The organism is Pseudomonas sp. H3_C08, from assembly GCF_054669455.1.
Genome location: NZ_CP162803.1, coordinates 4,811,092 through 4,830,858, shown reverse-complemented (window position 1 = coordinate 4,830,858; position 19,767 = coordinate 4,811,092). Strand labels below are relative to the sequence as shown.

Here is a 19,767-nt window from a genome sequence, read left to right as displayed (position 1 = left end):
CCTGTTATGCCGATTGCGCAACTGATCAGCCCCGAAGCACTGGATGCCCGCAAGGCGCAGCCAGGGCTGGTGATTCTCGATTGTCGTTTTGCCCTCGAAGACCCGGACTACGGTCAGCGCAGCTATGCCGAAGGGCACATTGCCGGGGCGAGCTTTGCTGACCTTGAGCGTGACCTCAGCGGTAAAGTGGTCAAAGGCGTGACTGGCCGTCACCCGTTGCCCGAGCCGGCGGCGTTGATCGAGCGGCTGCAGGCGTGGGGCATCAACAGCGACAGCGACGTGGTTTTGTACGACGACGGTCCCGGTGCCTACGCGGCGCGGGCGTGGTGGTTGCTGGCTTGGCTGGGCAAGCGCGACGGTGTGTTCATTCTCGATGGCGGGCTCAAGGCGTGGCATGCGGCGGGGCTCCCGCTGAGCCTGGATGCGCCGACGGTTACCCGTGGCAATTTCAGTGGCCAGCCGGACACCCGCCTGCTGCTCAGCGCCGAGCAATTGCAACAGCGCCTTGATCAACCAGCACTGACATTGATCGATGCCCGGGCTTTGCCGCGTTTCAAAGGTGAGGTCGAGCCGATTGATCCGGTTGCCGGGCATATTCCCGGTGCGCAATGCACGGCGTTCACCGACAACCTCGGCAGCGATGGACGATTCCTGCCGGCGGATCAACTCAAGCAGCGTTTTGCCGCGAAGCTGGGTGAGCGTTCGCCAGCGGATCTGGTTGCGTATTGCGGGTCCGGCGTGACGGCGTGTCATAACCTGTTTGCCTTGTGTCTGGCGGGTTATCCGTTGGGGTCGTTGTATGCCGGGTCGTGGAGTGAGTGGATCAACGAGCCTTCGCGCGGTATCGCCACCGGCGAATAACCAACATCTGTGGGAGCGAGCCTGCTCGCGAAGGTGTCGGATCAGTCGACATTAATGTTGAATGAACAACCGCTTTCGCGAGCAGGCTCGCTCCCACATTGGTTATTCGTTGTCTGAAGGAAGCTGTCGGGCGCTGCGGTAAGCGGCGGGCCCGACACCATAAGCCTGTTTGAACTGTCGGCTCAAATGGCTCTGGTCGGCAAAACCCAATTGCGTGGCGACCTCCACGGGCAGGCAGCCATGTTGCAGGAGTGCGCGGGCCTGGGCGATGCGCTGCTGCATCAGCCAGGTGTGCGGCGGCATGCCGGTGGCGCGACGGAATACTCGGGCGAAATGGAAGGGTGACAGATTGACCGCCGCCGCGAGCTCTTCCAGCGATGGCGGCGCCGCCAGTTGCGCGCGCAGCAGTTCTTTGCCCAACAGCACCGCGCGGTGTTCCTTGCCGGCTCGGCCGGGCACGGGCACTGCCGCATGGCGCTGCAACAGCCGCAACATCATCTCGCGCCACACCGTCTGCTGTTGCAGCGCGGTGGTCGGGCTTTCGAGCAGACGGTGCAACTGCGCAAAGCCGTTGACCAGATCCGCATCGCGATACAACGTGGCGCTGAACGCCGGCAGGTTGCTGGTGGACAGCTCCAGCTCATCCAGCAGCGAAACGATTTGCGCGGTATCGGGATAAAACGCCCGATACAGCCAGCCGTCCTCGGTGCCCTTGTGCCCGGTGTGCAGCTCGTCCGGATTGATCAGTACCAGCGTGCCGCTGCCAGCCAGATGCTCGGCGCCGCGATAGCGATAACGCTGGGCGCCGGCCATGATCATGCCGATCACATAGCCGTCATGCACATGCGGGGCGAAACGATGATCGATGTAGCGCGCCGACAGCAACTCGACCCCGGCCAGCGGCGCGGTTTGCCAGAAGCGGATCGACTCGCCCTGATCGCTCATGTGGGCACGCGCGCCAGCCATTGCGGGATGCGTCGTTCCAGATAGTAGCCGGGCTGACGAATCGAACCGTCGACAAAGCCGACATGCCCACCGCGTGCCTGCAATTGGAAGACGGTTGACGCCGATAGCTCATTGGCCTGCGGCAAACTGTGCGGGAACACGAAAGGATCGTCCGCCGCTTGAATGATCAGGGTCGGCGTGCGGATCTCGCCGAGGAAATAGCGGCTAGAAGCGCGGCGATAGTAATCCTCGGCATCCTCGAACCCGTGCAACGGCGCGGTTACCCGGCCATCGAAATCCCAGAAGGTGCGCATGTTTTCCAGCGAGCCGAGGGCGGCCAGCGCGGCGAGTCCTTCTTTACGCCCGTCGTGCTGAAACTGCCGCTGCTTGTTCTTGATGTAGGCGACCATCTCGCGCATGAAGTGCGCCTGATAGACCTTGGAAAATCCCTGGCCGATGCGGTCGGCGCATTGGTCGAGGCGAAACGGCACTGATACCGCTACGGCGCCGAGCACGCCGCTGGCGCTGCCGGTTTCCCCGAGGTGTTTGAGCAGCACGTTGCCGCCCAGGGAGTAGCCGACGGCATACAGCGGTGCCAGCGGTCGTTTGGCGCGCAGATGTCTGATGGTTTCGGCGAGGTCTTCGCTGGCGCCGGAGTGATAGCTGCGCGGCAGCAAATTCGGTTCGCCCGAGCAGCCGCGCCAGTTCAACGCAACACTGGCCCAGCCTTGATCAGCCAGTGACTTCTGGATGCCTGCTACATAAGGCGAATTGGAGGAGCCAGTCAGACCGTGTAACACCAGCACCAGTGGTGCATCGGCGGTGTGCGGGCCGTGCCAGTCGAGATCGAGAAAGTCGCCATCCTCAAGCCACAGGCGTTCGCGTTCACGCGAGATATGTACGGTTTTGCGCCACAGCGGCCCCCACAAGGTTTGCAGGTGCGGATTGCCGAGGCCGAAGGCGGGTTTGAAGCGTTCTGAAGAGGCGGACACGATGGTTCTCGATGCAGAGCGGCGACCCTGTTGGAAGGGGCGCCGCTTATTCAGACCGGTCGGTTAACCGGCGATCTCTGCCGTACGTTGCCACAGCGCGTAGTAAACCCGGCCGGATTTCTGCTCGCGGTGCAGGCGCCAGTTGCCCGGCAGGCCCAGCGTCGATGGCGCCGTTTCGCTTTCAGTGTAGATCCACGAGTCCGGCGCCAGCCACTGGCGCTCTTCGAGCAAGGTGCAGACGGCAGGCAGCAGGTTCTGGTTGAACGGCGGGTCGAGGAATACCAGGTCGAACGGTGTTGCGGTCTGGGTTTCCAGATAACGCAGGGCGTCGGCGGTCTGCACCTGGCCGTTGGTGCAGCGCAGGGTGCCGAGGTGTTCTTTCAGGCTGGACACCGCAATGTTGCTGGCATCCAGCGCCTGACCCATGGCCGCGCCACGGGACAGCGCTTCGAGAAACAGCGCGCCACTGCCGGCGAACGGATCAAGCACCTTGGCCCCTTCAACGTACGGTGCGAGCCAGTTGAACAAGGTTTCACGCACGCGATCCGGCGTCGGGCGCAGGCCCGGTGCGTCGGGGAAGCTCAGCTTGCGGCTGCGCCATTGGCCGCCAATGATGCGCAACTGGTTCACACCGTTGTGGACGTTTTGCGCAGGTTTTTTAGGCGATCGGGTAGCCATTAGTGCTCCGGAACCCCGAGCGGTTGCTCGGCAGGTTTATCAGATGGGGCCGGTAACGGCTTTTGCGGCACGGTCGGGCCAGCGGTGACGATGACCATTTTGTCCGTGCTCAGGTGTTTGTTCAGAGCGTCGCGGACTTGTTCCACGGTCAGGCTTTGCGACTGACGCATGAAGTCATCCAGGTAGCTCAGCGGCAGATTATAGAAGCCCATCGCGCCGAGTTGGCCGACGATATCGGCATTGCTCGCGGTGGACAGCGGGAAGCTGCCGGCCAGTTCGCGTTTGGCGTCGTCGAGTTCCTTCTGCGTCGGCCCGGTTTTCAGGTAGTCAGCGAGCACGTCCTGCACCAGTTTCAGGGTGCCCTCGCTCATTTCTGCGCGGGTTTGCAGGTTGATCATGAACGGGCCACGTACCTGCATCGGGCTGAACGCCGAGTACACGCCGTAGGTCAGGCCGCGCTTCTCGCGCACTTCACTCATCAGGCGCGTGCCGAAACCGCCGCCACCGAGGATCTGGTTGCCCATCGACAGCGCGGCGTAATCCGGATCGTCACGGTCGATACCCAGTTGCGCGATCATCAGATTGGTCTGCTTCGACGGGAACTCGATATGGCCTGTGCTGGCCTTCGGTTCCTGTGGCTGGGCGATCTTCGCCAGCGCCGGGCCTTTCGGCAGGGCAGAAGAGACCTGATTGGCAATTGCTTCGGCGTCCGCCCGCGACAGGTCGCCGACCAGCGCGATCACCACGTTGCCAGCGGCGTAGGCCTTGGCGTGGAACTCACGCAACTGCGCGAGGGTGATCTTCGGCACGCTCTGCGGGTTACCGTCACTCGAATGCGCGTACGGGTGATCGCCGTACAAGCGCTTCATCAGCTCAAGGCTGGCGAGTTTGCCGGGGTTCTGTTTCTGGTATTCGAAACCGGCGAGCAGCTGGTTCTTGATGCGTGCGAACGAATCGGCCGGGAAGGTCGGTTTGCCAACCACTTCCGAAAACAGCTTCAGCGCCGGTTCACGCTTGTCGGTGGCACTCAAGCTGCGTAGCGAAGCCAGCGCCATGTCCTTGAAAGCACCGTTGCCGAAATCCGCACCGAGGCCTTCGAAGCCTTGCGCGATGGCGCCGACGTCTTTACCGGCGACACCTTCGTTGAGCATTGCGTTGGTCAGCACCGCCAGACCCGACGCGCTGCCGTCCTGGCTGCTGCCGGCGGCGAAGATCAGGCGCATGTCGAACATCGGCAGCTCATGGGCTTCGACGAACAATACTTTGGCGCCTTCGGCGGTGTTCCAGGTTTGCACGTCGAGTTTGCGGCTGGCCGGGGCCTTGCCGTCGAGTTCGGTCAGTGATTGCAGCTTCTGGCTGGTCTTGGCGTTGTCGAGGGCTTCGCTGGCATTGCTGTCAGCGCCCGGCGACAGGTAGAGCGCGGCAGAGCCGATCACCGCCACGGCGATCAGGCCGAGCAGCAGGCGTGGGGATTTGCGCTTACTCATGAGTCGTCTCCAGTGGCAGGACGTGGGCGACGCTGAGACGTTCGCGGGTGAAATACAGCTTGGCGGCATTCTGGATGTCTTGCGGGGTCACGCTTTCCAGATCGGCGAGTTCGGTGTCCATCAGTTTCCACGACAGACCTACGGTCTCGAGTTGACCGATGGCGGTGGCCTGACTGGTGATCGAATCACGTTCGAAGACCAGACCGGCAATCACTTGTGCTCGCACGCGCTCCAGTTCTTCAGCGGACGGTGCGGTGGTTTTCAGTTGTTCCAGCAGTTTCCACAAGCCCGCCTCGGCTTGCGCGATAGTCTTTTTCTTCTGGGTGTTCGGGGTTGCCGACAGGGTGAACAGACTGTCGCCACGGGTATAGGCGTCGTAGCTCGACGAACCGCCGGAGACCAGCTCTTCGCCGCGCTCCAGTTGCGTCGGGATGCGCCCGCTGTAACCGCCGTCGAGCAACGCCGAGATCAGGCGCAAGGCGTTGACCGAGCGTTTGTCTTCAGCCGTGGCAATGCTTGGCACGTTGAAACCGAGCATCAAGCTAGGCAACTGAGTCTGCACGTGCAGGGTGATCTGGCGTTCGCCGGGTTCGGCCAGCTCCAGCGGTTTTTTCGCTGGCGGCACGTCGCGCTTGGCGATCGGGCCGAAATAGCGCTGGGCGAGGGTTTTCACTTCGTCCGGAGTAACGTCACCGACTACGACCAGCGTGGCGTTGTTCGGCACGTACCAGGATTGGTACCAGTGGCGCAGCTCCTCGACTTTCATCCGGTCGAGGTCGGCCATCCAGCCAATGGTTGGCGTGTGGTAACCGCTGGCCGGGTAGGCCATGGCCTTGTAGCGCTCGTAAGCCTTGGACATCGGCTTGTCATCGGTGCGCAAACGGCGCTCTTCCTTGATGACTTCGATTTCCTTGGCGAACTCGTCGGCCGGCAGGCGCAGATTGGCCATGCGGTCGGCTTCCAGTTCGAAGGCGACGCCCAGACGGTCGCGGGCCAGCACCTGGTAATAAGCGGTGAAATCGTCGCTGGTGAAGGCGTTCTCTTCGGCGCCGAGGTCACGCAGGATCAGCGAGGCTTCGCCGGGACCGACTTTTTCACTGCCCTTGAACATCATGTGCTCAAGCGCGTGGGACAGACCGGTCTGGCCCGGGGTTTCGTAGCTGGAACCGACCTTGTACCAGACCTGCGAGACCACCACCGGTGCGCGATGGTCTTCGCGCACGACGACCTTGAGGCCGTTGTCGAGGGTGAATTCATGAGTCGGTTGCGGGTCGGCCGCCAGGGCCGAAAGGGGCAGGCAGACTGTGCTGAGCAGCAGGCCTGCAGCGCGGCGGGCTAGAGCATTCATTCGTTTTTTAACCTGTTGGGCTGCCCGCTTGGTCTTAGCGTCGGCGGGCGAGAGGGTGCTAGGATACTGATCCGTTTTACCGGCGACCACGCCTATCAGGTTTTCAGACCTGATCTGGCTGAATGGGTTTGCGGCAGAAAGCTACGGTTTATCGACTAAACTTCGCTTTTTCGCCGAATTTGCCGGTTTAGTCCTTCGTTTATACGATTCTTTGAGGTGCCGCTGGCGCCTCGACAAAATGTTGCGCGTGAACAAGCTGGATGAAACACAGTCTGTTCTGCATCGAATATTTATTTGCCGGGGCGCCCTTATGGCGCGTCGCTACTGTGAGATAGCCGTCCTCCATGTTTGGTTCCAACGACGACAAGAAGACCCCAGCTGCGGCTGGCGAGAAGAAAAGCCTGTTCGGATGGCTGCGTAAGAAACCGCAGGAACCCGTCGTCGAACAGCCGCCGGTGACTCCTGAGCCAGCGCCTGCGCCGGCTCCAGTCATAGAAGAAGAGCCGGCACCGATTGTGCTGCCGATTGCCGAGCCAGTGTTGCAACCGGTTGAGCCTGAGCCTGAGCCTGAAGCGCCTGTGGCGGCTGAGCTACCACTGACTCCTGCGGCTGAACCGTGGCTGACCTTGCCGGTGGCGGAAGAGCCGGTGGCGTTGGTTGAAGAAGCTGCGCCACACATCACCCCGGAAATTCCAGCGCCTGCTGCGATGGTGCCCGAAGTGGCTCGGGCGCCTGTGGTTGAGCCGGTTGTCGAGCCTGCGCCGGTTGTTGCTGAGCCTGTTGCTCCAGTCGTTCAACAACCCGAGCCTGCACCTGCACCTGCACCTGCACCTGCACCTGCACCGGTCGTCACTGCGCCAGTTGTGCCGGTTGAAGTGGTTACCGAGGCCCCGGTCGAAGCCCCGCGCACCGAAGAAGCCAAAGCCGGTTTCTTCGCCCGCCTCAAGCAAGGCCTGTCGAAAACCAGCGCCAGCATCGGCGAGGGCATGGCCAGCCTGTTCCTTGGCCGCAAAACCATCGACGACGATCTGCTTGATGACCTCGAAACCCGTCTGCTCACCGCCGACGTCGGCGTCGAAGCCACCACGCAGATCATCCAGCGCCTGACCCAGAAGGTTGCCCGCAAAGAGTTGGCCGACGCCGACGCGCTGTACAAATCCCTGCAGGCCGAACTGGCGGCGATGCTCAAGCCGGTCGAACAACCGCTGAAAATCGCCTCGCAGAACAAGCCATTCGTGATTCTGGTGGTGGGCGTCAACGGCGCCGGCAAGACCACCACCATCGGCAAGCTGGCGAAGAAGCTGCAACTGGAAGGCAAGAAAGTCATGCTCGCCGCCGGTGACACCTTCCGCGCCGCTGCCGTAGAGCAACTTCAGGTCTGGGGCGAGCGCAACAAGATTCCGGTCATCGCCCAGCACACCGGCGCCGACTCGGCTTCGGTGATCTTCGACGCCGTGCAGGCCGCCAAGGCACGTGGCATCGACGTGCTGATCGCCGACACCGCCGGTCGTCTGCACACCAAAGACAACCTGATGGAAGAACTGAAAAAAGTTCGCCGGGTGATCGGCAAGCTCGACGCCGACGCGCCGCACGAAGTGCTGCTGGTGCTCGACGCCGGCACCGGCCAGAACGCCATCAACCAGGCCAAGCAATTCAACCAGACCGTCGAACTGACCGGCCTGGCGCTGACCAAGCTCGACGGTACCGCCAAGGGCGGCGTGATTTTCGCCCTGGCCAAGCAGTTCGGCTTACCGATCCGCTACATCGGCGTCGGTGAAGGCATCGACGATTTGCGTACCTTTGAAGCCGAACCCTTTGTCCAGGCACTGTTTGCCGAGCGGGAGCGTTCATGATTCGTTTCGAACAGGTCGGTAAACGCTACCCGAACGGTCACGTCGGCTTGCATGAGCTGAGCTTTCGAGTCCGTCGTGGCGAGTTCTTGTTTGTCACCGGCCACTCCGGCGCCGGTAAATCCACGTTGTTGCGCCTGTTGCTGGCGATGGAGCGTCCGACCAGCGGCAAACTGCTGCTGGCCGGGCAAGACCTGAGCACCATCAGCAACGCGCAGATTCCGTTCCTGCGTCGGCAGATCGGCGTGGTGTTCCAGAATCACCAACTGCTGTTCGATCGCACGGTGTTCAACAACGTCGCCTTGCCGCTGCAGATTCTTGGCTTGTCCAAGGCCGAAATCGCCAAGCGTGTCGACTCGGCGCTGGAGCGCGTGGCGCTGTCGGATAAAACCGATCTGTACCCGGGCGACCTGTCCACCGGTCAGCAACAGCGCGTCGGCATCGCCCGCGCCATCGTGCACCGCCCGGCCTTGCTGCTGGCGGACGAACCGACCGGTAACCTCGACCCGCGTCTGGCGGCGGAAATCATGGGCGTATTCGAAGACATCAACCGTCTGGGCACCAGCGTGCTGATCGCCAGTCACGACCTGGCACTGATCGCGCGCATGCGTCACCGCATGCTGACCCTCCAACGCGGCCGATTGATTGGCGACGGGGAGGCCGGAGAATGAGTGCGACACGCAGTCCGAAGGTTTCCGAACGCGTGGCCCCGAAAGCCGCCGATCCGCAGCCACCGAAGAAGAAAAAACACGACGAAGACGATGGCCCGGACTTCGCCACGCTGTTCCGTGCCTGGGTCGAAAGCCATCGCGCCAGTCTGCTCGACAGCCTGCGTCGTCTCGGCAAGCAGCCGATCGGCAGCTTCTTCACCTGCATGGTGATGGCGGTCGCGCTGAGTCTGCCAATGGGCTTGTCCCTGTTGCTCAACAACGTCGAGCGTCTTGGCGGTTCGTGGCAGCGTGCGGCGCAGATTTCGCTGTATCTGCAACTCGACGCCAGCCCGGAGCAGGGCGAGTCGTTGCGCGAGCAGATCAAAGGCATGCCCGGCGTAGCGGATGCTGAATATGTCGGCCGCGATCAGGCGCTGGAAGAGTTTCAGCAGCAATCCGGGTTGGGCGAAGCCCTGCGCGAGCTGCCGGAGAACCCGTTGCCGGGCGTGGTGCTGGTCACCCCGAACGAGGTCGACAAGCCGACGCTGGAAGCATTAAGACAAAAACTTTCCGAATTGCCCAAGGTACAACAGGCGCAACTTGATCTAGTCTGGGTCGAGCGTTTGGCCGCGATCCTCAAGCTTGGCGATCGTTTTGTCTTCGGTCTGACGGTGCTGCTGGTTTCTGCATTACTTTTGGTGATAGGCAATACCATTCGTCTTCATATTGAAAACCGCCGCACCGAGATAGAAGTGATTAAACTCGTCGGCGGCACTGACAGTTATGTGCGTCGCCCTTTCCTTTATATGGGCGCGTTGTATGGCTTCGGTGCGGGGCTACTGTCCTGGGGTGTATTGGCGTTCGGCCTGAACTGGCTGAACGATGCGGTGGTTGGACTGGCCGGCTTGTACGGCAGTGATTTCGCGCTGGCCGGAGTGCCAGTTGCCGACGGTCTGTCGCTCTTGCTTGGCGCGGTGCTGTTGGGTTATATCGGTGCATGGATTGCAGTCGCACGCCATCTCAGGGAGCTGGCGCCGAAGTAGAATCTTTTTTGCGCGTGATTGACCTCGCGGTTTTTTTGGGAACTTGCACTTGAATTCCCGGTCAATTTTTCGCAGTGCCGAGAGGCACGAGTATGTAAGTGGGAGGTTTTTTCGTATGACCAATTCTTTGCAACCTGCGTATGCGTTGGTTCCGGGTGCGAACCTGGAAGCCTACGTGCACACCGTCAACAGCATTCCATTGCTGACGCCGGAGCAGGAGCGTGAACTGGCCGAGAGTCTCTACTATGAGCAGGATTTGGGGGCGGCTCGGCAGATGGTGCTCGCCCACCTGCGTTTTGTCGTACACATTGCCCGTAGCTATTCCGGCTACGGTCTGGCTCAGGCTGACCTGATCCAGGAAGGTAACGTCGGCCTGATGAAGGCTGTGAAGCGCTTCAACCCGGAAATGGGTGTGCGTCTGGTGTCGTTCGCCGTGCACTGGATCAAGGCGGAAATTCACGAGTTCATCCTGCGCAACTGGCGCATTGTGAAAGTCGCGACCACCAAGGCCCAGCGCAAGCTGTTCTTCAACCTGCGCAGCCAGAAAAAACGTCTGGCGTGGCTGAACAACGAGGAAGTCCACCGTGTGGCGGAAAGCCTCGGCGTCGAGCCGCGTGAAGTGCGCGAAATGGAAAGTCGCCTGACCGGCCATGACATGGCCTTCGACCCGGCTGCTGAAGCCGACGACGACAGCGCTTTCCAGTCGCCGGCCAACTACCTGGAAGACCACCGGTACGACCCGGCGCGTCAACTGGAAGATGCCGACTGGAGCGACAACTCCAATCACAACCTGCACGAAGCGCTGGAAGTGCTGGACGAACGTAGCCGCGACATCCTCTACCAGCGCTGGCTGGCCGAAGAGAAAGCCACGCTGCACGACCTGGCGCAGAAGTACAACGTGTCGGCCGAGCGGATCCGTCAGCTCGAGAAGAGCGCGATGAACAAGCTCAAGTTGTCGATCGCCGCATAACCGGCGAGCAGGCAATAAAAAAACGCCCCGATCAGCGATGATCGGGGCGTTTTCATTTCCGGCTTCACACAAAACCCATGTGAGAGCGAGCTTGCTCGCGAAAGCGGAGTGTCAGTCACCGCCACTGCTGGATGATCCACCGCATTCGCGAGCAAGCTCGCTCCCACAGGGGATCTTCAGCGTTATTCAGACCAAGGTGCGCGGCGGGAATCGTTGAGCCCCAACAGATAACTATCCCCACCCAACTGACTCATCTGCTGACGAATCCACCCGGCCCGGCGCGAGACATAAGCGGTCGGATGGCTAGCGCTCCACACCCGAGGGTTGGGCAGAACAGCCGCCAGATAACTCGCCTGCTGCCGCGACAACGACTTCGCGCTCACACCAAAGTGATGGCGGGCTGCGGCTTCGGCGCCAAACACCCCGTCATCCCACTCGACGCTGTTGAGATACACCTCAAGAATCCGCTGCTTGGGCCAGAACACCTCGATCAGCGCGGTAAACCACGCCTCCAGGCCTTTACGCAGATAGCTGCGGCCGGCCCACAGAAACAGGTTTTTCGACACCTGCTGGCTCAAGGTGCTGGCGCCGCGAATCGACCCGCCAAGCTCGTTGTGGGCCAACGCTGCCTGGATCGCACTGAAATCAAAGCCCCAATGCTCGGGAAACTTCTGATCCTCACCGGCCATGACCGCGACTTTGAGGTCATCGGAGATCTCGTCCCATGGCTTCCAGGTACGTTGCAGGTCAATCGGCTCGCCATCGACCCAGGATTCGACTTTGCGCTCGACCATCAACGCCGTGCCCGGCGGTGGCACGAAGCGAAACACCAGCACCAGCAAGACGCTGCCTCCCGCGAACCAGAGCAGGGCCTTCGTGAGACGACGGAAAATAGTACGCAGCATAGAGATGGCTTGGCCGAACCGGTGGAGCGGGCCATTATACAGACCCTGCCGATCGCGTCTGACTGGAGTTCCCAATGCTGCGTGGCTTTTTGATGCTGGCCGCTTTTTTCGGTTTCACCGGGGTCGCCTTGGGTGCATTCGCCGCCCATGGCCTGAAAAACCGCCTGACACCCGAGTATCTGGCGATCTTCCATACCGGCGTCACCTATCAATTGGTGCACACTCTGGCGTTGTTCGGTGTGGCGCTGTTGGCCACGCAGATTCAGGGCCGACTGGTCACTTGGGCCGGCGTGTCATTCACTATTGGCATCCTGCTGTTCTCCGGCAGCCTGTACGTGCTGACCACCACCGGCATCAGCAAGCTCGGCATCATCACCCCATTTGGAGGCCTGGCGTTCCTGATTGGCTGGCTATGCCTGGGCCTCGCCGCCTGGCGCTTGCAACCAACCGCTTGACGCTTGGTGCTGACCTTTAGGTCATGATCGGGCTAGAATGCCAGCCCCTAAAAATGATGGCGGCGTTACGCATGCGCATTCAGTTGAACGGCGAATCCCTTGAACTGCCCGACGGCGAGACCGTTGCGGCCCTGATCACTCGTCTGGAACTGACTGGACGTCGAGTGGCAGTCGAACTCAATCTGGATATCGTCCCGCGCAGCCAGCATGCCGACACCACCCTCAACGACGGCGACAACGTCGAAGTGGTACACGCCATCGGCGGCGGCTGATCGCCAGGTCTGCAAGGGCACAGAATTCTGCAAGACCCTCACTCCTAAAGAGGATTCCCCATGAGCATCGTTCGTAGCGACAAGCCTTTTGTGCTGGCCGGTCGTACTTACCAGTCGCGTTTGCTGGTCGGTACCGGCAAGTACCGTGACATGGAAGAAACCCGTCAGGCCATCGAAGCCTCGGGTGCCGAGATCGTCACCTTCGCCGTGCGCCGCACCAACCTGGGCCAGATCGAAGGCGAGCCGAACCTGCTCGACGTGCTGTCGCCGGAGCGCTACACCTTCCTGCCGAACACCGCCGGTTGCTACGACGCCATCGAAGCCGTGCGCACCTGCCGCCTGGCCCGTGAGCTGCTCGATGGTCACAATCTGGTGAAGCTGGAAGTGCTGGCCGACCAGAAGACCCTGTTCCCTAACGTCATCGAAACCCTTAAGGCCGCAGAAACGCTGGTCAAGGAAGGCTTCGACGTGATGGTGTACACCAGCGATGATCCGATCATCGCACGCCAACTGGCGGAAATCGGCTGCATCGCGGTCATGCCGCTGGCCGGTCTGATTGGTTCCGGTCTGGGGATCTGCAACCCGTACAACCTGCAGATCATCCTCGAAGAAGCCAAAATCCCTGTGCTGGTCGATGCCGGTGTCGGCACTGCGTCCGATGCGACCATCGCCATGGAACTGGGTTGCGATGCGGTGCTGATGAACTCGGCCATCGCCCACGCCCAGCAGCCGGTGATGATGGCTGAAGCCATGAAACACGCCATCGTTGCAGGCCGTCTGGCCTACCTCGCTGGCCGTATGCCGAAAAAACTCTATGCCAGCGCCTCTTCGCCGCTGGATGGTCTGATCAAGTAAGAGCCATTGATGACTGAATCGAACGACACGCCTGTCCAGACGGAAGAAGGCGACGAGCGCCAACACCGCCGCATCAAGAGCTTCGTGATGCGCGCCGGGCGCATGACCGAAGGCCAGCAACGCGGTCTGGATCAGGGCGCGCCGCTGTACGTGCTGCCGCTGGCCGACGCGCCGGTGGATTACGATCAAGTGTTCGGCCGTTCGGCACCGCGCTCGCTGGAGATCGGTTTCGGCATGGGCCACTCGCTGCTGGAAATGGCTGCGGCCGCACCGGATCAGGATTTCATTGGTGTGGAAGTTCACCGTCCGGGTGTCGGCGCGCTGCTCAATGGCGTGCTGACTCAGGGCCTGACCAACCTGCGGGTCTACGATTGCGACGCGATCGAAGTGCTCAACCGTTGCATCGCCGACAACAGCCTCGATCGCCTGATGCTGTTCTTCCCGGATCCGTGGCACAAGAGCCGCCACCACAAGCGTCGTATCGTTCAGGCCTCGTTCGCTGAACTGGTGCGCAGCAAGTTGAAGGTTGGCGGCATTCTGCACATGGCCACCGACTGGGAACCGTACGCCGAGTACATGCTGGAAGTGATGAACGTCGCCCCGGGCTATCGCAACCTCGCCGAAGACGGCAAGTGCGTACCACGCCCGGCCGAACGCCCGATCACCAAGTTCGAACGCCGCGGCGAACGTCTTGGCCATGGCGTGTGGGACCTGAAGTTCGAAAAACAGTCCTAAGCATCACGCGGTAAAAATGTAGGAGTGAGCCTGCTCGCGATTGCGGGGTGACAGTCACCGAAGAGGTTGAATGTCAGACCGCAATCGCGAGCAGGCTCACTCCTACAGTCGTTTTGGGTGTGCTGAAAGATCAGCGGCGGTCGGCGACGACGCCGATCAGCACCAGCACCACCAGCAGGACTGGCGCCAGGCTGTAGTTGTTGAACTGGCTCAAACCCTTGATAACCCAAGGCGTTGCATAGATCAGCGCCGCACCGCTGCCGATCACGCAGAGCAGCGCCATCAATGGCACGCGCAGGGCGCCGGCGATGCTGCCCAGGCGTTGCTCAACCCAGCCTTTGAAGTCGGCGCCGAACAGCACCAGCAGGCAGCCGACCAGCGCCAGGGCGATTTCCGAGAGGTTGCTGCGGCTCCAGCGGGAGACGGTGGCGAGCAGGTCGAGTATCAAATCCATGCGTTTTCCCTTGGGACTGAAGTCAGGTCAGAAATTGTTGCAGCAAGTCGTTGAGAAACAGCTGTCCGCGCTCGGTGGCCGCCAGACGTGACGGTTCGACCTGCAACAGACCGCTTTGTTCTGCCGCTGCCCGGCCTTCAGCGAGGCTTTCCAGCGACAGCCCGGTGCGCTCAGGATACAGGCGCGATTCGACGCCTGCGGTCAGGCGCAAAGCGTTCATCAGAAACTCGAACGGCATCTCGTCGTTGGTCAGTGCTTTCTCGCCGGCCTGAAAGCTTTTTGTCGGGTTGAGATAGTCCTTCGGCAAACGGGTTTTCCAGGTACGCACGATGCGCCCGTCCGGATGGCTGAGCTTGCCATGCGCACCCGCGCCAATGCCGATGAAGTCGCCGAAGCTCCAGTAATTGAGGTTATGCCGCGCCGGGCGCCCGGCCTGGGCATAAGCCGACACTTCGTATTGTGCATAACCGTGCTCGGCCAATAACGCCTGCCCGGCCTCTTGAATGTCCCACAGTGTGTCGTCTTCTGGCAGCACCGGCGGCTGGTTCCAGAACACCGTGTTCGGTTCCAGCGTCAGTTGATACCAGGAAATGTGCGTCGGATTCAGCGCGATGGCCTGGCGCAAATCGCTCAAGGCATCGTCCAGCGATTGATCGGGCAAACCGTGCATCAAGTCGAGGTTGAAGTTATCGAACCCGGCCTGCCGCGCCATACCGGCCGCGCGTACCGCTTCGTCACCGTTGTGAATCCGCCCCAGCGCCTTGAGCTTTTCCTGCTGGAAGCTCTGGATGCCGATCGACAGGCGATTGATCCCCAGTTTGCGATAGGCGACGAACTTCTCTTGCTCGAAGGTGCCGGGATTGGCTTCCAGAGTGATTTCGATGTCGTCGGCAAACGGAATCCGCTGTTCGACGCCTTCCAGCAGCCGCCCGAGGGCTTCGGCGCTGAACAGGCTCGGCGTGCCGCCACCAAAGAAGATCGAACTGATTTCACGACCGTACACGGCGTGCAGATCCTGATCGAGATCGGCCAGCAGCGCATCAACGTATTCCTGCTCCGGCAACACCGGGCTGGCAGTGTGCGAGTTGAAGTCGCAATACGGGCATTTGCGCACACACCACGGGATGTGGATGTACAGCGCCAGGGGCGGCAGCGTTGGCAGCGGTGCCCGAGGCGAAGAAGCGGCGCCGCCGACAATCAGCGACGGCGCAGAAGAGTCACGGGTCATTTCAGGCCCAGACGCTGGCGCAGCAGATCCATTGCACGGGCGCGGTGGCTGATCTGGTTCTTGTCGGCCGGACTCAGTTCGGCGCTGGACACATCACGCTCCGGCACCCAGAACAGCGGGTCATAACCGAAACCGTGCTCGCCGCTGGCGGCCGTCAGGATGCGTCCGTGCCACAGGCCTTCGCAGAGGATCGGCAACGGATCATCGGCGTGACGCACCAATGCCAGCACGCAGACGAACTGCGCACCGCGCTCGGCTTCCGGCACATCTTTCAGTGCATCGAGCAATTTGGCATTGTTCGCCGCATCGCCCTTGCCGTCGGCATAACGCGCCGAATAGATGCCCGGCGCACCGCCAAGGAAATCCACCGCCAGACCGGAGTCGTCGGCCAGCGCCGGCAACCCGGAAATGCGCGCGGCATTACGCGCCTTGAGGATCGCGTTCTCGACGAACGACAGACCGGTTTCTTCCGGCTCGACCTTGCTCCACTCGCCAATCGAGCGCAGTTGCACCGATTCGCCGAGCATGGCCTGGAGTTCTTTGAGTTTGCCGGCGTTATGGCTGGCCAGTACGAGCTGCTTGATGTTCATCATTCGCCGGGAAAGAGTTCTTGGTTGAAATTGATGGTGTTGATCTTGTCGCCGTTCTGCACCTTGATCTCAAAGGTGCGGGTTTCCTGCTGCTCCACCGGGTACTGGGCGATGTAGTAGATCGCGCCCTGTTCGGTGATCTGGCGGAAATTCAGCGGCACGCTCTGGCTGGTCAGGTCTTTGACCATGCCGGTGACGTTGGCGATCAGTGGTTTGCCGTCCTTGATCACCGAGACATTGATCACGCCCTGATTTTTGCTGCGGATCAGCTCCGCTGCCTTGGCGATGTCCGGCGTCAGAAACGTCGAGTTGAAAGTGTTGTAGTGCACCGTGACGTCGCCAAAGGTTTCCTGGCGCTCGCCCTTGATGACGTCGGCCGCCATGGCGCTGGCGCTCAGGCAGGCAGTCAATAACAACAACGCTAAACGACCCATGATCGTGCTCCTCGAAATGACGGGATTCAGACCGCGACTTTGTGGTCTGCAAGCTGCGGGCTGCTGACGCGGTAGATACCGATCTCACCTAACAGATTAGGCCATAGCTTACTGGCCCACCCGTGACGGTGCTGTTGATCCACGGCAAGCCGATCAATGACCTTCGCATCACGTTCGCGGCAAAGTTCTTCAAAGTCTTCGAAGGTGCAGAAGTGAATGTTCGGTGTGTTGTACCAGGTGTACGGCAGAAACTCGGACACCGGCATGCGGCCCTTGCTCGCCAGATACCAGCGGCAGCGCCAGTGGCCGAAGTTCGGGAAAGTGATGATGCACTGGCGGCCGACCCGGAGCATTTCGTCGAGGATCTTGTCCGGGTAGTGCACGGCTTGCAGGGCCTGGGTCATGACGACGATGTCGAAACTGTTGCTGGCGAAGTTGCCCAGCCCCTTGTCCAGATCCTGCTCGATGACGTTGATGCCCTTGGCCACGCACTCGGCGATGTTGTCGGCGTCGTTTTCCAGGCCATAACCGGTGACATTCTTGTTGTCGCGCAGCCAGGTCAGCAGCTCGCCGTCACCGCAACCGAGGTCGAGGACGCGGCTGCCGGCGGGGATCCATTCCTGGATGATTTCCAGATCAGCTCTCATGGCTTTCTCACAACGTGATGCGGTTCATGTAATTGCCGAACGCCTGCAAGTAGCGCGGGATCGGAATCAGGAAGGCGTCGTGGCCCTGCGGTGCGTCGATTTCCAGATAGCTGACGTCTTTGCGCGCCGCCATCAGCGCATCCACCAATTCCCGCGAGCGGGCCGGAGAGAAGCGCCAGTCGGTGGTGAACGACATTACGCAGAACTTGGCCGTGGCGTTTTGAAAGGTTTTCGCCAGGTTATCGTCGAAGTTCGCCGCCGGATCGAAGTAATCCAGTGCCTTGGTCATCAACAGATAGGTGTTGGCGTCGAAGCGTCCGGAGAACTCTTCGCCCTGATAACGCAGGTAGCTTTCGACCTGGAATTCGACGCTGTGGAAGTCGTAGTTGAGCTTCTCGCTCTTCAGGCCGCGGCCGAATTTCTCGCCCATCGAATCGTCGGACAGGTAAGTAATGTGGCCGACCATCCGCGCCAGCATCAGCCCGCGCTTGGGGATTACACCTGCTTCCTGGAACGAACCGCCGTGGAATTCCGGGTCGGTGAGGATCGCCTGACGCGCAACTTCGTTGAAGGCGATGTTCTGTGCCGACAGCTTCGGTGCCGAGGCGATGGCCAGGCAGTGACGCACACGATCCGGGTAAGTGATGGTCCATTGCAGCGCCTGCATGCCGCCGAGACTGCCACCGATCACTGCGGCGAACTGGCGGATGCCGAGCAGGTCGGCCAGCCGCGCCTGGCTGTGCACCCAGTCTTCCACGGTGAGCACCGGGAAATCGGCACCAAACGGTTTGCCGGTCTCCGGGTTGACGCTGCTCGGGCCGGTGGAGCCGTTGCAGCCGCCGAGGTTGTTCAGGCTGACCACGAAGAACTTGTTGGTGTCGATCGGTTTACCCGGGCCGATGCAGCTGTCCCACCAACCGGGTTTGCGGTCGTCGACGCTGTGATAGCCGGCAGCGTGGTGATGGCCGGACAAGGCATGGCAAATCAGCACGGCGTTGCTCGCCTGCGCGTTCAGCGTGCCGTAGGTTTCGTAGATCAGGTCATAGGCGGCCAGCGAGCGGCCACAGGCCAGCGCCAGCGGATCGCTGAAGTGCGCGGTTTGCGGCGTCACCAGACCAACAGAATCGGGGGGAAAGGCAGTTGGCATCGACCCTGCTCTCGTTGAAATGAGGCGTAAGTCTAAAGACCGGGGGGGTTAGCGGCAAGCGGCCCTCACCCTAGCCCTCTCCCAGAGGTAGAGGGGACTGATCGAGGTGTTCTTTTGAGCTACACCGACCTGATCTGTCGAGTCGAACTCAGGTCCTGAAAACCAGCCAAATCAGGTTCCTCTCCTGGAGGGAGATGGGACTGATGGGGGAGGATGTTCGAGATACGCCGACGTGAGATATCGAGTCGAACTCAAGTTTTGAAAACACCATAGATCGGCTCCCTCTCCAGGGGGAGAGGGCTGGGGTGAGGGGTACAGACGCCGCCAAACTCAAGACAAGCGCCCAACCAACCCAGGCAAATCCGGCAACTTCTTCGGCGAGCAGATCTTCACCCGCTTCTGCCGGTTCAGCTCACCACTGAGCAAACTGACCTGGCTCTTGGAAACGCCAAACGCCTTGGCCAGAAAGCCCATCAGATAAGCATTGGCCTTACCCTCGACCGGCGGTGCAGTCAGGCGAATCTTCAAACGATCACCGTGCAGCCCGGCGAAGTCATCGCTGCGGGCTGCCGGTTGCAGGTGACACTCGAGGATCAAGTCGTCACCGTCCCAACGGAACCAGCTCACATCAGCAAGCGCAGGATTTCCGGCATCATCGTCATCGCCGCCAGATTGTTGATCACCAGCATGTCGATCAGTTTCAGCGCGAGGAAGGCGAAGATCGGCGACAGGTCCAGACCGCCAAGATTCGGCAGGAACTTGCGGAACGGCGCCAGCGCCGGCTCGCAGATCTGGTTGACCAGCTCAGCGCCGGGATTGTGGCTGCCCGGCGCAACCCACGACAGAATCACGCTGATGATCAGGGCGAAGAAGAAGATCTTCAGGAACAGTGCGGTCACGCCGATGATCGACCAGATAAACAGTTGCAGCGGGTTGCCGGTGGTGCCGTAAGTCAGCAGCAGGGTCAACGCCATCAGCGCCAGTTGCACCAGAATCGCCAGCACCAGCGACGACATGTCCAGACCAAACAGGCTCGGAATGATCCGGCGCAGTGGCTTGAGCAGCGGCTGGGTCGCCTTGACCACGAACTGGCACAGCGGGTTGTAGAAGTTCGCCCGTACCAGTTGCAGCACGAAGCGCAGCAGCACGATCAGCAGGTACAGACTGCCGAGGGTTTGCAGCACGTAAACCGCTGCGGTGTTCAATCCAATCATGTAAGGC

General features: G+C 61.0%; 23 protein-coding genes. 9 read left to right on the top strand and 14 right to left on the bottom strand.

All coding sequences use genetic code 11. From position 1 onward, the window contains the following. The first annotated feature begins 6 nt into the window (after positions 1 to 6). A complete protein-coding gene (locus AB4N74_RS22100) occupies positions 7 to 861 on the top strand; it encodes a sulfurtransferase (RefSeq protein WP_460097239.1) in 855 nt (284 codons plus the stop codon). Between the two features lie 102 nt (positions 862 to 963). Here AB4N74_RS22100 and AB4N74_RS22095 read toward each other — a convergent pair whose 3' ends face one another. The 5 genes from AB4N74_RS22095 to AB4N74_RS22075 form a co-directional block, all read right to left on the bottom strand. Beyond that, complete coding sequence (locus AB4N74_RS22095; protein WP_257356546.1) at positions 964 to 1,806, bottom strand: AraC family transcriptional regulator; 843 nt, start codon at positions 1,804 to 1,806, stop codon at positions 964 to 966. Continuing rightward, positions 1,803 to 2,798, bottom strand: a complete 996-nt coding sequence (locus AB4N74_RS22090; RefSeq protein WP_460097237.1) for a hydrolase — start codon at positions 2,796 to 2,798, stop codon at positions 1,803 to 1,805. The genes AB4N74_RS22095 and AB4N74_RS22090 overlap by 4 nt, the downstream gene beginning before the upstream one ends. A 63-nt stretch (positions 2,799 to 2,861) precedes the next feature. Then, positions 2,862 to 3,476, bottom strand: a complete 615-nt coding sequence (gene rsmD / locus AB4N74_RS22085; protein ID WP_038358861.1) for a 16S rRNA (guanine(966)-N(2))-methyltransferase RsmD — start codon at positions 3,474 to 3,476, stop codon at positions 2,862 to 2,864. Then, complete coding sequence (locus AB4N74_RS22080; protein WP_099757426.1) at positions 3,476 to 4,963, bottom strand: M16 family metallopeptidase; 1,488 nt, start codon at positions 4,961 to 4,963, stop codon at positions 3,476 to 3,478. Before AB4N74_RS22080 ends, rsmD begins: the two co-directional genes overlap by 1 nt. Further along, the gene (locus AB4N74_RS22075; RefSeq protein ID WP_007913612.1) at positions 4,956 to 6,311 is read right to left on the bottom strand and encodes a M16 family metallopeptidase; all 1,356 of its coding nucleotides are present in this window, start codon (positions 6,309 to 6,311) and stop codon (positions 4,956 to 4,958) included. The genes AB4N74_RS22080 and AB4N74_RS22075 overlap by 8 nt, the downstream gene beginning before the upstream one ends. Before the next feature lie 344 nt (positions 6,312 to 6,655). Here AB4N74_RS22075 and ftsY point away from each other — a divergent pair, with 344 nt between their 5' ends. The 4 genes from ftsY (at position 6,656) to rpoH (ending at position 10,824) form a co-directional block, all read left to right on the top strand. Then, positions 6,656 to 8,164 (top strand): signal recognition particle-docking protein FtsY, encoded by a 1,509-nt coding sequence (gene ftsY / locus AB4N74_RS22070; RefSeq protein WP_460097235.1) that lies wholly within the window; start codon positions 6,656 to 6,658, stop codon positions 8,162 to 8,164. After that, positions 8,161 to 8,832: a cell division ATP-binding protein FtsE gene (ftsE, locus tag AB4N74_RS22065; RefSeq protein WP_008065082.1), complete on the top strand. Its 672-nt coding sequence runs from the start codon at positions 8,161 to 8,163 to the stop codon at positions 8,830 to 8,832. The genes ftsY and ftsE overlap by 4 nt, the downstream gene beginning before the upstream one ends. After that, on the top strand, positions 8,829 to 9,854 hold the full coding sequence (ftsX, locus tag AB4N74_RS22060; RefSeq protein WP_077574909.1) for a permease-like cell division protein FtsX: 1,026 nt from the start codon (positions 8,829 to 8,831) through the stop codon (positions 9,852 to 9,854). Before ftsE ends, ftsX begins: the two co-directional genes overlap by 4 nt. Before the next feature lie 115 nt (positions 9,855 to 9,969). Then, the gene (rpoH, locus tag AB4N74_RS22055; protein WP_003229146.1) at positions 9,970 to 10,824 is read left to right on the top strand and encodes an RNA polymerase sigma factor RpoH; all 855 of its coding nucleotides are present in this window, start codon (positions 9,970 to 9,972) and stop codon (positions 10,822 to 10,824) included. A 182-nt stretch (positions 10,825 to 11,006) separates the two neighbouring features. On the opposite strand, the gene mtgA is transcribed toward rpoH, so the two are convergent. Beyond that, the gene (gene mtgA, locus AB4N74_RS22050; protein WP_093429826.1) at positions 11,007 to 11,729 is read right to left on the bottom strand and encodes a monofunctional biosynthetic peptidoglycan transglycosylase; all 723 of its coding nucleotides are present in this window, start codon (positions 11,727 to 11,729) and stop codon (positions 11,007 to 11,009) included. A gap of 74 nt (positions 11,730 to 11,803) precedes the next feature. Here mtgA and AB4N74_RS22045 point away from each other — a divergent pair, with 74 nt between their 5' ends. The 4 genes from AB4N74_RS22045 to trmB all read left to right on the top strand — a co-directional run bounded on the left by AB4N74_RS22045 (position 11,804) and on the right by trmB (position 14,046). Further along, positions 11,804 to 12,184 (top strand): DUF423 domain-containing protein, encoded by a 381-nt coding sequence (locus AB4N74_RS22045; RefSeq protein WP_095049454.1) that lies wholly within the window; start codon positions 11,804 to 11,806, stop codon positions 12,182 to 12,184. 71 nt (positions 12,185 to 12,255) lie between these two features. Next, positions 12,256 to 12,456, top strand: a complete 201-nt coding sequence (gene thiS, locus AB4N74_RS22040) for a sulfur carrier protein ThiS (protein WP_122604433.1) — start codon at positions 12,256 to 12,258, stop codon at positions 12,454 to 12,456. 60 nt (positions 12,457 to 12,516) lie between these two features. Further along, positions 12,517 to 13,311 (top strand): thiazole synthase, encoded by a 795-nt coding sequence (locus AB4N74_RS22035; RefSeq protein WP_007913621.1) that lies wholly within the window; start codon positions 12,517 to 12,519, stop codon positions 13,309 to 13,311. 9 nt (positions 13,312 to 13,320) lie between these two features. Continuing rightward, a complete protein-coding gene (gene trmB, locus AB4N74_RS22030; RefSeq protein WP_123454329.1) occupies positions 13,321 to 14,046 on the top strand; it encodes a tRNA (guanosine(46)-N7)-methyltransferase TrmB in 726 nt (241 codons plus the stop codon). Between the two features lie 130 nt (positions 14,047 to 14,176). Here trmB and AB4N74_RS22025 read toward each other — a convergent pair whose 3' ends face one another. The 8 genes from AB4N74_RS22025 to AB4N74_RS21990 form a co-directional block, all read right to left on the bottom strand. Next, a complete protein-coding gene (locus AB4N74_RS22025) occupies positions 14,177 to 14,500 on the bottom strand; it encodes a DUF3392 domain-containing protein (RefSeq protein ID WP_007913629.1) in 324 nt (107 codons plus the stop codon). Between the two features lie 22 nt (positions 14,501 to 14,522). Further along, positions 14,523 to 15,728 carry a radical SAM family heme chaperone HemW gene (hemW, locus tag AB4N74_RS22020; RefSeq protein ID WP_460097231.1) on the bottom strand — a complete coding sequence of 402 codons (1,206 nt, stop codon included), beginning with the start codon at positions 15,726 to 15,728 and terminating at the stop codon, positions 14,523 to 14,525. Then, on the bottom strand, positions 15,725 to 16,321 hold the full coding sequence (rdgB, locus tag AB4N74_RS22015) for an RdgB/HAM1 family non-canonical purine NTP pyrophosphatase (RefSeq protein ID WP_008083802.1): 597 nt from the start codon (positions 16,319 to 16,321) through the stop codon (positions 15,725 to 15,727). Before rdgB ends, hemW begins: the two co-directional genes overlap by 4 nt. Continuing rightward, complete coding sequence (locus AB4N74_RS22010) at positions 16,318 to 16,752, bottom strand: DUF4426 domain-containing protein (RefSeq protein ID WP_099757420.1); 435 nt, start codon at positions 16,750 to 16,752, stop codon at positions 16,318 to 16,320. Before AB4N74_RS22010 ends, rdgB begins: the two co-directional genes overlap by 4 nt. Positions 16,753 to 16,778: 26 nt before the next feature. Continuing rightward, entirely contained in the window at positions 16,779 to 17,399 is a 621-nt protein-coding gene (gene metW, locus AB4N74_RS22005) for a methionine biosynthesis protein MetW (protein ID WP_008083798.1), read from the bottom strand. A 7-nt stretch (positions 17,400 to 17,406) separates the two neighbouring features. Next, positions 17,407 to 18,546 carry a homoserine O-succinyltransferase MetX gene (gene metX, locus AB4N74_RS22000; protein ID WP_460097229.1) on the bottom strand — a complete coding sequence of 380 codons (1,140 nt, stop codon included), beginning with the start codon at positions 18,544 to 18,546 and terminating at the stop codon, positions 17,407 to 17,409. Between the two features lie 330 nt (positions 18,547 to 18,876). Next, on the bottom strand, positions 18,877 to 19,173 hold the full coding sequence (locus AB4N74_RS21995) for a DUF167 domain-containing protein (RefSeq protein WP_007913642.1): 297 nt from the start codon (positions 19,171 to 19,173) through the stop codon (positions 18,877 to 18,879). Beyond that, on the bottom strand, positions 19,170 to 19,760 hold the full coding sequence (locus tag AB4N74_RS21990) for a YggT family protein (RefSeq protein WP_099757419.1): 591 nt from the start codon (positions 19,758 to 19,760) through the stop codon (positions 19,170 to 19,172). Before AB4N74_RS21990 ends, AB4N74_RS21995 begins: the two co-directional genes overlap by 4 nt. Positions 19,761 to 19,767: the final 7 nt, after the last annotated feature.

Excerpts from the sequence above, each read along its gene's own strand:
- AB4N74_RS22100 (WP_460097239.1), top strand. The coding sequence starts at position 7 with ATGCCGATTGCGCAACTGATCAGCCCCGAAGCACTGGATGCCCGCAAG.
- AB4N74_RS22095 (WP_257356546.1), bottom strand. The coding sequence starts at position 1,806 with ATGAGCGATCAGGGCGAGTCGATCCGCTTCTGGCAAACCGCGCCGCTG.
- rsmD (WP_038358861.1), bottom strand. The coding sequence starts at position 3,476 with ATGGCTACCCGATCGCCTAAAAAACCTGCGCAAAACGTCCACAACGGT.
- AB4N74_RS22080 (WP_099757426.1), bottom strand. The coding sequence starts at position 4,963 with ATGAGTAAGCGCAAATCCCCACGCCTGCTGCTCGGCCTGATCGCCGTG.
- AB4N74_RS22075 (WP_007913612.1), bottom strand. The coding sequence starts at position 6,311 with ATGAATGCTCTAGCCCGCCGCGCTGCAGGCCTGCTGCTCAGCACAGTC.
- ftsY (WP_460097235.1), top strand. The coding sequence starts at position 6,656 with ATGTTTGGTTCCAACGACGACAAGAAGACCCCAGCTGCGGCTGGCGAG.
- ftsE (WP_008065082.1), top strand. The coding sequence starts at position 8,161 with ATGATTCGTTTCGAACAGGTCGGTAAACGCTACCCGAACGGTCACGTC.
- ftsX (WP_077574909.1), top strand. The coding sequence starts at position 8,829 with ATGAGTGCGACACGCAGTCCGAAGGTTTCCGAACGCGTGGCCCCGAAA.
- rpoH (WP_003229146.1), top strand. The coding sequence starts at position 9,970 with ATGACCAATTCTTTGCAACCTGCGTATGCGTTGGTTCCGGGTGCGAAC.
- mtgA (WP_093429826.1), bottom strand. The coding sequence starts at position 11,729 with ATGCTGCGTACTATTTTCCGTCGTCTCACGAAGGCCCTGCTCTGGTTC.
- AB4N74_RS22045 (WP_095049454.1), top strand. The coding sequence starts at position 11,804 with ATGCTGCGTGGCTTTTTGATGCTGGCCGCTTTTTTCGGTTTCACCGGG.
- thiS (WP_122604433.1), top strand. The coding sequence starts at position 12,256 with ATGCGCATTCAGTTGAACGGCGAATCCCTTGAACTGCCCGACGGCGAG.
- AB4N74_RS22035 (WP_007913621.1), top strand. The coding sequence starts at position 12,517 with ATGAGCATCGTTCGTAGCGACAAGCCTTTTGTGCTGGCCGGTCGTACT.
- trmB (WP_123454329.1), top strand. The coding sequence starts at position 13,321 with ATGACTGAATCGAACGACACGCCTGTCCAGACGGAAGAAGGCGACGAG.
- AB4N74_RS22025 (WP_007913629.1), bottom strand. The coding sequence starts at position 14,500 with ATGGATTTGATACTCGACCTGCTCGCCACCGTCTCCCGCTGGAGCCGC.
- hemW (WP_460097231.1), bottom strand. The coding sequence starts at position 15,728 with ATGACCCGTGACTCTTCTGCGCCGTCGCTGATTGTCGGCGGCGCCGCT.
- rdgB (WP_008083802.1), bottom strand. The coding sequence starts at position 16,321 with ATGATGAACATCAAGCAGCTCGTACTGGCCAGCCATAACGCCGGCAAA.
- AB4N74_RS22010 (WP_099757420.1), bottom strand. The coding sequence starts at position 16,752 with ATGGGTCGTTTAGCGTTGTTGTTATTGACTGCCTGCCTGAGCGCCAGC.
- metW (WP_008083798.1), bottom strand. The coding sequence starts at position 17,399 with ATGAGAGCTGATCTGGAAATCATCCAGGAATGGATCCCCGCCGGCAGC.
- metX (WP_460097229.1), bottom strand. The coding sequence starts at position 18,546 with ATGCCAACTGCCTTTCCCCCCGATTCTGTTGGTCTGGTGACGCCGCAA.
- AB4N74_RS21990 (WP_099757419.1), bottom strand. The coding sequence starts at position 19,760 with ATGATTGGATTGAACACCGCAGCGGTTTACGTGCTGCAAACCCTCGGC.